This window comes from Paenibacillus sp. J2L1-98 (assembly GCF_056269405.1).
The window spans coordinates 89,130-101,007 of sequence record NZ_JBWDNW010000009.1 but is presented as its reverse complement, the minus strand read 5'-3'; the positions used below and the strand labels follow the sequence as shown (position 1 = coordinate 101,007).

The window sequence follows — 11,878 nt, the reverse complement described above, 5'->3', positions numbered from 1 at the left end:
TCCCTCTCCTTGCAGCAATTTAGTTATATTAAGAGTCAAATTGAAAAATAAACGACGCGGTCAAAGGCACCCCTGCTGCGGCTGCTCCATGAAAATCAAGCGTATACCAGAACCGCTCACGTCCGAAATGATCGATATCGCTTCGTGAAGTTACGACAGGCTTCCATACCTTATGATCATAGGCAATGCTTAAACGACGATTTCCTGATAGGAGAATTCGTCCTTCCGTTACCAGCTCGGGAGCAAGCAATGTGATGAACCGCTCCGTAACGAGCTGCTCTGACTCCTCGCCGCTGCCGGCGGCAAACAAAATCGTATCGGTCAGCTTTAAGGCCGGCAGCCCTTCCTTCTCCCAGTGGAATCGGCGCTCCAGCCGCTCAAGCTTGGAATGCCCGTAAGCAGAGCTTAGCTCCAGCACCAGCTGATCAAATCGCTCGCCGGCATAAGTCTCCTTGACCGCTGCACGGTATGAAGCTCCATTTTGCTGATGAAGGCCGTCGATAACCGGAACCGAATGTCCTTGAGAACCGTTGCACCAAAGCGAATAGCGCTCCGGGCCAAAATATTGCGCCGTATACTTGCCGCTGCCCAAATCAGCCAAATAAGCTTGTCCGTCCGCATGCACGATAAAGTGGCCTACATCATTATGGTTGTGAGGCTCCTCATTGTGGCCGCCTTTAGCCGCAAAGCTGTAGCTACCGCCATCCTCCTTAACATGCCTGGACAAAAGCCACTGCACATCGGGCAAATAATACGATTCGGCAGGCCAGATCGCCTTTTTACCGGAAGCCTCCATCCAATCATCCTTAAGCCAAAGCAAATTTCGGATCGCAGGCGCCCAGCGGCCGCAGTGATCTGCTGAATAGTCCGCTCTAAGGCTCGCATCCGGTACGGTCGCCTCTTCATATTCACGGTGCAAGCAGCAGCTAAGCCCCATAAAGATACCGCTTTCGGAAGGCGAATCAGAGAAATTGACGACGGTTCGGCCGCCTGTAAAGCATTTCTGCTGAAAGAGCGCGATCTCCTTAACCTTGCTTGATGCAAATAAGTTAATTTCGCCATCTGTCGCTGTCTTTAAGAGCTGAGCGAAATAAACGTAGTAGCCGAAGCCGTACTGCCAGTATAAGTAACCCTCCGCGCATGCCCCGTCTTCCCCAAAGCCGGCCAAATAGCAATCAAGCGATGCAAGCACCCGCTCCAGCACCCTGGACAGCCGCTCTGAATCATCTATGAGATAGAGGGCGGCAGCGCCAACCGACCCTGCGCATACCGCGGACCAGTTATGATCAGCGGTCTCCCACCCATATGGGCCCTGCTCCAAAAAAGGACAAAAAATCCGCAGCTCTACCTCGGACTTTATCCGTTTCCGCAGCAATTCAGGCATTCGGTCTCCCCATAACAATAAAATCTCACTAAGCGCAAAGCCTGTCTCCGCAGCAAATAAATCGATGTCCGGCTTCTCAACTCCCGCATTGAAATGGGCAGGCAGGCACCAAGTAAATTCATTGCAAACCGACCAAATAATATTGAGTGCTGCAGCTTCATAAACCGCATTTTCCGGCTCCAGCAGCGCCATGATAACCAAAGCGTTCAGCCTCTTGCGCCGTTCAAAATAAACGCGCTCATACGCTAACCGCTCGCCCGTATCGCCGTATATGCGAAAGAGCGCATACGTAAGCTCGGGATCTTGCGTCTGCACAAACCGGTCGGCCTCCGCCTTGATCTCCTCTAGAAGTGTCCGATTCGATTCAGACGCAAGCAAACTTGCCGCCAAGCCTTCAGCCGCCCCGTCCAAAGCGAGCATCGCTAGTCCGCGCTTTCTGCTACGCTCAAGTATCTCCATTATCAGCTTGCGTTTCATGATTTATTACGCTCCTATTCTATCCGCGCTTCTGCTGGCTTCTGTATTCGACGGGTGTTACACCCGAAAACGTTTTGAACAGCTTAATTAATATTTGCCTCCTACTCCCTGTACTTTCTTCGCCATCTCCGCCTTTCGTGGATAATTTAGCTTTAATATATTATTTTTCTTTTGTACTTAGTAGTGAAAAATCAGTACTTTTATGAACTATAGTTGAAATTGTTTTTGAAAAATTCAAATTAAGATGAACATACAAAAAAATACCGCACAGCGATTTCTCGCGTACGGTATTTGTCAGATCCGGCTAATTATCCCGGTATTGCAGTCCGCCCATAATGAACGCCGTCAAATCCTCGGTCATGTTCTCAAGCGTTGGAGTCTCTTCCTCAATCAAAATGGTCCAATATTCCGTATGTCTATGAAATAACAGTGTGCCGACGATGTTCATCAACGTGGTATCTAATGACCGGAAATGAAACAGACCCTGCTCCCCGCCCTGTTTGAGCCACCGGCGAAGCAGCCTCCACATCGGCATGACATGCTCGCGTATTTTTTTAATGCGGTCCGTATTCATTATAATTTCCTGCTGGATGATACATACTAGCTCCTTATCGCTATAACGAAACTTCGTTACCTCGCGAATGACGAGCTTGACACCCTGCACAGGATCCAGGGAGGGGTCTACCCCGGCAATTTGATCGTTAGGAAAAAAGCTCTCGAATATCGCGCCGAACATATTTTCTTTACCGCCAAAATGATACGACACGAGCGCGACGTTAGCGCCTGCCTCCTCGCATATTTGCCGAACGGTCGTTTTTTCGAAGCCGTATTGGGCGAACAGCTTTTTGGCCGCTAACAATATTCTCATTTTTATATCCGCATCTCCTGTTGTCATGACGGTCCTCCATAGAAGCGTATTATTTCTTTTATTTTGGCGTATTTGCGGATAAACAGCAAGGCCGGGTTAGAGCTTATCTTCTTTGACCGGCAATGACCGCGGACGGCTGCTGCTGGGGAACAGCCTGCCGTTTCACAGCTACGGCAAGCAGGCTAACCGCAGCTGCGATTATTGCGATGACGCTGAGCGCCAGAGCGTCAGACGTCGCAGCCGGACCGCCGAACAAGATGTTCATCGTGCCTTCTACCGCATAAGTAGCCGGAAGGGCATCGCCCAGCTTGATGTAGAAATCAGACAGCAATTCACGCGGAACGATTGCGCCCGAGGTAACAAGCTGTGCCGACAAGGCGATAATATTAAACAGCATGCCCGCCATCCCGAACATATAAAGAAACATTTGCGATGCGAAGATGAAGGTTAACAAGAACAGCAGCTGAAACAGCCAAATATGAAGGAACCCTTGAGTCATTTGACCTCCAAAGGAAGCAAGCAGGGTAGAGCCTACTAACGATACAAGCACGGCTGCCGCAACATTAATGATGCTTCTTGTGGCAAAACGGCGCCATCTGCCGACAGCCGCGCTTACCGCCATTGAAGATTGCTCAAAATTCATCCCCATGATCATAGCGCCGACATAGGAGGCAAGCACCATCATCATCGGTACCATCTGGTTGTTCATTCCTTGTACCGTATTCGTGGATTGAATATCGGTCGTGACGCGCTGCGATAATCCTTGCGCTGCTGCCGATGCTTGTTCGGCTGGCATGCTCATATTGCCCAGTACAGTTCGAATGCCGCCTGCAACCGCTTGACGGTTAACCTCCGCCGTTATTTGTGCCGCAGCGCCGCTCATGATGCTTTTAATAAGCGCCGGATTCGATTCATTGATGAAATATTGGATGGAAGCTGAACCGTCAGCCGCTGCCGCCTTCTGCGAAAAATCAGCCGGTACCCGTACAACCATCTGAAGCTCACGCTCGTTTAGCTGCTGCTTTGCCTCATCTATGCTATCAACCAGTCTCACATCAAAAGGCGAATTTTGTATTAAACTGCCCGCAATTTTTTGTCCCATCTGCTGATCTTCATTAACGACCGCAATTTTCAGCTGATCGACGCGGTCCGTGACGCCGTTGTAGCCCGTCATCCAAATGACCGAGAAAATGACCTGAAACATTAGTGCGGTAATCATGCCGATCCAAGTTGTCGGACGTTTCATAAATGCTTGCAATGCGTTTTTCATGCTTATCCACTCCCGCTCTCTATTTAAACAACCGTTTAAAACGTTTGTTTAAATATTACGCAGAACGATTTGTTTTGTCAACAAAAAAAGAAGAGGACTATCTATTAGAATAACGACAAGAAAATCCCCATTTAGATTCAACAACAAGAAAAGTCTCCATTAAAGAATAAAATCGTTTTTTCAAAGACATGAAAGTCCCTATATTGCATAAAGCTAAAATATCCCAATGGTGCGAATGGTTGGTTCAGTACGAATCTTTACAAATAAAAAAACAGCGGTTTAAAAGCAATTTTGTAACATAAAATAGCACTACGAAATAGGTTACCCTAATTCGCAGTGCCATTCTTCTGTTTAATGATCTCATAAATCGTTTTCGCACTTATCTTTTGCAGCACTTTTAAATATGCCTTTTGTGCAGCAGTGCATTAAAGCAAGAACATTCAAAAAATCTCTCGACAGCGGCAGATCAGGCCGCTTAACTTTGCCCCTACACGTTGCTATTTCTCCAATGTATTCCTTGCTCCGCCAATAGCTTCTTCAAATTCCGGACCGCCGCAAGGAAAAATCCGATATCCGTCATTCCGGGCTCTCCTTTTGGTTCTATGGCTATAAATCCGGAGTACTTAATTGTTTTCACTGCTTCAAGCAGTTGTCTGATCTGCCCGTCCCCTATGCCCGGCAAAACCACCTCACCCGTATTAACACGGGCATCCTTCATATGAATGTATCCGATATACGGCTCGACAAGCGGATACGCATCAGTCATCGGCATGACCTGGAACTTGATGAAGTTTGCAGGATCAAACGCCAAACGCAGGTGACAGGAGTTTACCTCCTCAAAAATATCCCGAAGCCGCTCGCCGTTGCTTCCATAATGCTCATTATCGATTAGCAAAATAACCCCTTCCTGCATAGCGATGCGGGCAAACTCCTTCATTCGTCTTAATACTTCATCTCTATACTGGAAAGGAGGATCTTCCTTTGGAATTTTGAAGGAAAAAATGCGAATATACGGCGTGTTGAAATATTTCGCCGTTACAATCGCCCTCTTCAACTGTTCGATCTGAGGAGCGAAGTCCTCCGTTATAAAAACTCCTCCTACCGGTGAAGCGATCGACGCTACTTTAAAATGACGGGCTTCCAGACGCTTTTTTATGTTAGCCATTTCATCATCGGTAAGCTGAACTACATTTTTCCCTTCAATTAGACGCAAATCAAGATGATCGATTCTTTCGGATGATAAAATATCCATTTGCACCTCGAGTCTCGAAGCAATCTCATCCCCGAACGCAGATAAGGTGACGGAGCAATTCAATGCAAAGCCCCCTTTCATCCTGCCCCGGCGATATAATCGGCCGTACGAATGGCCAAGGCAACGGTAGTCAAAGTAGGATTCGCGCCAACGTTAGGCAAAATGCTGTTATCCGCTACATAAAGACCGGAAATGCCATGAATTTGACCGTAGCGATTGACAGCCGAAGTCGATGGATCGTCTCCCATACGGCAAGTACCGCACTCTGAATTGTCATCTCCCGGCGGCCTTAGGCAAAATGCCGAGTCGTCGATATCCGGACTTAAAGAGGCACCGATCGCAGAGTAAACCTGCTTGATGCCTGCATTCATTTGTCGGAGCACTTCATAATCCTTAGCACCGTACGAAAAATGAGCCTGTATTTCCGGGACGCCATATTCATCTCTCCTAGAGCGACTCAGAGTAAGTCTATTTTCAAATTGCGGTTCAGTCAGCCCCCATCCGTATATCGCAAAATGAATGAACGGCTCCAAAGACGCATCCGCCTCCATCTGGATCTGATAGGGGTGCGAGTGCGTCTTCGGAATGACGATAGCTAGACGTCCCAATAGCTCCGGAAGGCTGCTTCGGGACAATGTTCCAAATGATTTTACCGCAATGTTATCCGCCAAATAATGGCCAATTGCTCTTCCCTGGATCCCTGAAGCAAGCAGCAAGCGCGGTGTCTCAAACGTACTTCCCGCCAGTACAACAGTCTTAGCCCGCAGTACGAAATGTTTTTTGTCCGGCGACATCACCTTGATCCCGGCAGCACTCCCCTTTTCGACGAGCACCTGAACGGCACGAGCGTTTACGGCTAAATCATAGGGATTATGATTGTAGGCTTCAGCCAAAAAAGAGAGAGAGCTGAAAAAAACGTTAGAATGAATTTGCCCGTATTGAGTAGGTCTAAGATCTACCGCCCTCGGAAAAGCGGATGCATCGGCAAAGCCATGATCCCAGAGCCGCTGAAGCAGGATTTGAGTGAACGGCGATTGCTGGTCAAATGTCTTCGTAACGTTCATCACATTTTCGGCGATCTTATAGTAAAAATCCATCTCTCTGATCGGGACAGGCCATCCTGCAAGGATAAATAAGGGCATTCGAAGAGCGACCAAATTCCATTGCAGCGTTCTTCCCCCGAGCGCAAAAATTTGATTCGCACCAGAAAACTCAGGGAGCTTTCTTCCAAGCGGTCTTTTGATTTCCGGATTGGAGAACAATAAATCTGTGCGTCCCCCGGACAATATAGCTAGATTCCATGCATGTGTAGGTAACAGCAGGTCACCGGCCTCGACCATGGCTATTTTTTTACCGCTATTTCTCCATCTTTCGCATAGTCGCCATAGTACGGCTCCCCCACCCGCACCGCTGCCGACAATGACGGCATCGTATTCCTTATCAGCCATTTGCCCGAGAGAGGTGAGCGGAAACCAGGAACGGACGACTTCGGTGATCTGCGTCGGCGGACATGGGGGGACATCAGGCATACGGTTGTTTTGACCGTGGTTCGCATGAGAATGGTGATTTATCATATACACTCATTCCTGTCTTATGATATGATCAGCTGTTCGAATCGCAAGAGCAACCGTTGTCAGAGTTAAATTTGCGGCTGATATGGAAGGCAGGACACTGTTATCCGCTACATAAAGTCCGGAAACGCCATGGATTTGCCCATTTCTGTCTGCCGCTGATGTGGACGGATCGACTCCCATCCGGCATGTGCATGAATCATGCTGGACCTCTCCAGGGGGCGCGAGACAGAAGGCTTGATTTCCGCCCGCGGCAGTCAGTACTATTCCGGCAGCATTTGAAACCTGTTTGAAGCCAGCCTCCATCTGACGAATAACGGCGCGATCCACTTCACTATAGGAAAAAACAACCTGAAACTCCGGCACCCCGTATTCATCTCTCCTATCCCAATTCAGAGTTACCTTGTTCTCAAATCGGGATTCAACTTTGCCGGAACAGAGAAAAAGAATGGGCAATTCCTGCAAAAAAGGTTGTTCTTGATAAGGCTGATACCAAAAAAATTCTATCGGTCCTCTTAGCTGAATTTGATAAGGTCTCTCGGCCGTTTCAGGAACCAGAACGGAAAGTGTACCCAACGTTTTCGGAAACTCGCTGCGGCTGATTTTGCCATAGGCTGCGATAAAAGAATTGTTGGTCAAATAATGACCGAGCGCACGTCCTCCAATTCCCGAATAAAGCAGCAGTCGCGGAGTTTCAAAGGCGCTGGCCGACAATACGACCTTCTTCGCTCTGAGCATGTAGCTTTTCTTATTTTTCGTTGACATCACCTTGACTCCGGTGACTTTCCCTTGATCAACCAGCACTTGAACGGCACGGGCGTTTACCGCCAAATCGAAAGCACGTTGATTAAGAGCTTCGGCCAAAAAAATGATAGAGCTGAAAAAAACATCCTTGTGACTAAGTTGACCATAACTTGATGGAGCTAGATTAGCGGCTATCGGGACGACAGCCGCTTCGGGAAAACCGTTCTTCTGCAACCGATTTAGCAATCGTTCTGTGATCGACGAACCAGAAGTATAATGATCTGTGACGTTCATCACCTGTTCGGCAATAGCATAGTATCGATTCATCTCATCCATACTAACGGGCCATTTTTGCAATTCAGACGGGCTCATGCGCGGGCTGATTCCATTCCAAAATATAGTTCTTCCTCCAAGGGCAAAAATTTGCTTTGCTCCGGCAAAATCAGGGAGGAATTTCTCTCTATTCCGTGCTTCAGATTCGAAGTAGTCGTTTACCCGAGTGCTGTTCATTGAAGGAATATTCGCCGCATGAGTGGGCGACAACAGATCCCCGGCATCAATAATGGCTATTGATTTACCATTTTCCCGCCATTGATCGCATAATCTCCAAAGGACGGCCCCTCCTCCCGCGCCAGTGCCGACAATTAAGACATCATATTCTTTTTCAGCCATAGTTTCCAAGTCTGTTTGAGGAATCCAGCTCTTTAAAAAGGCTGTCGTTACCATCGGCGCCGGGCATGGGGGAAGGACTTTGTCATACTGATTTGTAGTCGTTGCAATTGAAGCAGGTAGTTTTATCGGTTGGCCTGAGATGTTTAGGTCGGGACTTCTAATGCGAGGGTTAAGAGATATAAGATCGTCGAGGGTCATATTTGTGTTCTTCGCTATCGTTCTTAGCGTCTCCCCGTCATGAGCGATCCTGATTTTCAAGTGGGTCCCACCCTTCGGTCTTTTCCAATGCTTCGGGATATTTCATGTATATGGACTCTAATGTGCAAAAAGACACCCGCGCGGCGTCTTTTTACATCGTTTCTGTGTGTTTATTTCTGTGTGTTTATTTCTGTGTGCTCCAAAGCTGCTTCAGCTTATGTGCCGAAAGCTTAGGCTGGCGATCGCGAGTGAAGATTCCCTTCCGGTTCACGACAACCCTCGATGGAGTTTGGCTCGTTTTGAAATCGGCAAACGCCCATACATGCGCACCGATCGTATATGGCTTGCTGCGGATGATGCTGTACTGACGGGTCACCATCTCCGCTTGATATTCTTCACTAAACAACTCCGGCGGATCGGTATGAACACCTGCCACCGCATCCGCACCGAATTCGGTCACCATCACCGGTTTTCCGAGCAGTTCAAAGCATCGGTCGAGCTTCTCATCCAGCACCCGGCAGCCCTCGTCCAACTTCCCGGCCTGCTCGTACCAGCCGTAATAACGGTTAATACAAACAAAGTCGAAATGCTTTAGCGCCACATCCTGTTCGACGTCAACGCAGTTAACGATCGTGACCGGACGCGTGTGATCCAGGCTCTTGGCATGGTCGTAGAGCGCCTTGTAGAACGGATCGGCTTCCGGAACGAACGTATCCCCCTCGTTAGCCAGGCTCCAAGCGATGATGCAAGGATGGTTTCGGTCCCGCTCCAGCATTTCCGTGATGACCCGCTTCGCTTTGTCCAAAATGGCAGTGCCCTTGTAGTGGCTTCGTACAAAGCCGACGAATGGCGTCTCGCCAATAACCAGCAGCCCTTTCCGGTCGGCGTACTGCAGAAACTCGTCGCTATACGGGTAGTGCGACGTGCGGACGGAATTAGCCCCTGTCCATGACAACAGATTGAAATCTTTGGCGAGCACGGCCGGATGCATGCCTTTGCCGAGCACGGCGAAATCCTCGTGCATACCAAAGCCGGTAAGGAAGATGGTTTTTCCGTTCAGCAGAAGCTTCGTCCCCTCGAATGCGATGGTCCGAATGCCGAAGGCCTGGACATATTGATCAACCGCAGCCCCCCTCTCATCCTTCATTTGTACTTCAAGGTCATACAAATGAGGGTCCTCCGGGCACCAGAGCCTCGCCTGACGCACATCTAAGCTGACGTTGAGTTCGGATGACTCCCCTGTTCCGCTAACCGGAATTTCCGCTTGGCAGTCCGTCCCCTTGATGCGGACCTGACACGTTCCTCGGAACGTGTGCCGAAGACGGATTCGCGCATCCACCTTCCCTTGCCCGCCGTTTACGTCCGTGTTGACTCGAATGTCCTCAATGTAGGTCTGTGGCGTCGTAAACAAGGTCACCGGGCGATTGATCCCGCCATAAGGGAAAAAGTCGTAGTAATTGTTCGGGTACTGTCCCTTGAAGCCAATGACCTGCTCATCCTCTACATTCCCCGGCGGGAGCCGGTCAGCCGCGATTCTCGCATCGACCCGGATGGTGATCCGGTTTGGAGTTCCGAATCGGACCAACTCCGTCATTTCTATGATAAAAGGCAAGTGTCCGCCTTCATGGGTTCCGGCTTGCTCACCGTTCACCCACACGGTCGACAAATAATTGGCCGCGCCAATTCGCAGCCAAATGCGCTCGTTTTGCATTGTCACCGGTATTTCTATCTCACGTTCATACCAGCCGCTTTCAAAAAAATACATCAAATCCTGATATTGCTCATTCCAGCTGGCAGGAACCGCCATCTCGCGGTCGGCCGGCAAACTCTCTGTCCAGCCTCGGTCTTCGCCATCATTGGCGGCGTCTGCCGCAAAGCGCCACAAGCCGTCTAAAGAAATCAGGATACGCGTTGCTGTCATTTGTGGATAAAGCATAAGTCCCCCTCCGATTCATTAATGCAAATAAAACTGATTTGCGGCTTAACATTATTACAAGAACCGGTTGCTTCCCATGGTAGCTTAGTAATCATCTGCCGTTCGCAGCCTACAATGTTCTATAACTGAAAGGCTGTACCGTTAGAGAGTTCACCACACCAATCTCCAAAAGCTAAGCCCCCCGTGCCTTCCTAACAGTTTTTCAGCAATGCCAGCATATCTACACTCTTCATAAGCTGCAGCCGCACGAATCATGAGAATGCAGGCTGTATACGTATCATATGGCTTGATCTGCTCGTAGGGCCAAGCCTCTTCACCAGTGAGGTATGGCACCAGAAAATCAACACCTTTTCGTATGCTTACTCCCTCCGATGATTGATAACCCCATAAGTCGATTTTCACATGCTGAGCAAGCTGTGCAAGGTCCATTAAGCCGCACAGATTCATCATTGAATAGTCTAGCCCGATCGGCCTAACCATCTCATGAGGCTGCTTTCCGTCCGATTCCATCTGTGTCAGTATCCTTCGTTCAGCAGCCTTCTCCAGCAATCCTCTTGCCGTTTCCAAACGGCCGGCGTGCATGGCTAACGCAACCGCTTGTACATCATAATACGTTCCATGATTGTTGTTTTCCTTCGCCTCCTCCATCCCAAGAGGGCTTGTCGTCAGCCAATCCAAATAGGCAGTGAACCAGACTCGTAAGGCTTTACCGTCCTTAGCTGACCACCCTGAAGAGCCTTCAAGCAGCGAAGCGGCATCTGCCAATATCCCCAAATTCCGGGTGTCAATAATACCGATGCCCCGTCCATCGCAAATTCCCGGAATCGACTGACCATAATTCAGATGAGGATTCATCCCCGTATCGGAATCAAGAAACCATACGCGAAGCAGGAAGCCTGCTCTAAGTGCAAATTCCTCGTCGCCCGAGTAGTGATAAGCCAACGTCAGAATGGAAAGATGATGTATCAGTTTTCCAAGCTTTACTTCATCATATTGATCCGCTTCCGGATTTCGATACCCGTCCTTCCTAACATAGGGCAGTCCATCGGGAGTATCAGGATTTGGCCACCAATAAATACCGAAGCTCATATAATCCTTCTTGTTTCCGCTTGGAGGTAGGAGTTTCTTATCTGTTACCTTGTAGGCCCCTGCCTGAAGAGAGTGCTTTGCTTCCTTTAAGAGGGTCTGATAATAAGCTTGATAAGCCTGCTCCCCTAGCTTCTTTTTTAATAAGTCAGGCTGCTTCAAATTCCATAAATACGTCTCCATGGAGTAACATCTTCTCCTTTTCGTTAGTGGCGATCAGGCAACCAGTATTTCCATAATTTTCTAGTATCATGTAGACAGACTCACGTATTCACTATGTTCCGTACATTCAGGACCCTCATTCAGAAGCGCTTACAATCATTATTATAAGAGTCATACGAGCTCCTCTCCATGATCTCCTTTACTGTCCATCTATCTTTTCTTATGAAAACAGCCCTCCTATCAAACAGGTGGGCTGTT

General features: G+C 48.7%; 8 protein-coding genes. All 8 read right to left on the bottom strand.

Annotation, left to right across the window (positions count from 1 at the left end; translation table 11 throughout):
- Positions 1–28: 28 nt before the first annotated feature.
- Entirely contained in the window at positions 29–1,861 is a 1,833-nt protein-coding gene (locus AC0YNZ_RS17715; protein WP_475827876.1) for a hypothetical protein, read from the bottom strand.
- Between the two features lie 304 nt (positions 1,862–2,165).
- Positions 2,166–2,756 carry a TetR/AcrR family transcriptional regulator gene (locus AC0YNZ_RS17710; protein WP_475827875.1) on the bottom strand — a complete coding sequence of 197 codons (591 nt, stop codon included), beginning with the start codon at positions 2,754–2,756 and terminating at the stop codon, positions 2,166–2,168.
- Between the two features lie 76 nt (positions 2,757–2,832).
- On the bottom strand, positions 2,833–3,999 hold the full coding sequence (locus AC0YNZ_RS17705; protein WP_475827874.1) for a YhgE/Pip domain-containing protein: 1,167 nt from the start codon (positions 3,997–3,999) through the stop codon (positions 2,833–2,835).
- A gap of 487 nt (positions 4,000–4,486) precedes the next feature.
- Complete coding sequence (locus AC0YNZ_RS17700) at positions 4,487–5,314, bottom strand: sugar phosphate isomerase/epimerase family protein (RefSeq protein ID WP_475827873.1); 828 nt, start codon at positions 5,312–5,314, stop codon at positions 4,487–4,489.
- Positions 5,315–5,328: 14 nt separating this feature from the next.
- Complete coding sequence (locus AC0YNZ_RS17695; protein WP_475827872.1) at positions 5,329–6,825, bottom strand: GMC oxidoreductase; 1,497 nt, start codon at positions 6,823–6,825, stop codon at positions 5,329–5,331.
- A 6-nt stretch (positions 6,826–6,831) separates the two neighbouring features.
- On the bottom strand, positions 6,832–8,496 hold the full coding sequence (locus AC0YNZ_RS17690) for a GMC oxidoreductase (protein WP_475827871.1): 1,665 nt from the start codon (positions 8,494–8,496) through the stop codon (positions 6,832–6,834).
- Between the two features lie 124 nt (positions 8,497–8,620).
- A complete protein-coding gene (uidA, locus tag AC0YNZ_RS17685; protein WP_475827870.1) occupies positions 8,621–10,372 on the bottom strand; it encodes a beta-glucuronidase in 1,752 nt (583 codons plus the stop codon).
- A gap of 150 nt (positions 10,373–10,522) precedes the next feature.
- Positions 10,523–11,641: an alginate lyase family protein gene (locus AC0YNZ_RS17680; protein ID WP_475827869.1), complete on the bottom strand. Its 1,119-nt coding sequence runs from the start codon at positions 11,639–11,641 to the stop codon at positions 10,523–10,525.
- Between the last annotated feature and the right edge of the window lie 237 nt (positions 11,642–11,878).

Coding starts and splice junctions, on each gene's coding strand:
- AC0YNZ_RS17715 (WP_475827876.1), bottom strand. CDS start 1,861: ATGAAACGCAAGCTGATAATGGAGATACTTGAGCGTAGCAGAAAGCGC.
- AC0YNZ_RS17705 (WP_475827874.1), bottom strand. CDS start 3,999: ATGAAAAACGCATTGCAAGCATTTATGAAACGTCCGACAACTTGGATC.
- AC0YNZ_RS17710 (WP_475827875.1), bottom strand. CDS start 2,756: ATGACAACAGGAGATGCGGATATAAAAATGAGAATATTGTTAGCGGCC.
- AC0YNZ_RS17680 (WP_475827869.1), bottom strand. CDS start 11,641: ATGGAGACGTATTTATGGAATTTGAAGCAGCCTGACTTATTAAAAAAG.
- AC0YNZ_RS17695 (WP_475827872.1), bottom strand. CDS start 6,825: ATGATAAATCACCATTCTCATGCGAACCACGGTCAAAACAACCGTATG.
- uidA (WP_475827870.1), bottom strand. CDS start 10,372: ATGCTTTATCCACAAATGACAGCAACGCGTATCCTGATTTCTTTAGAC.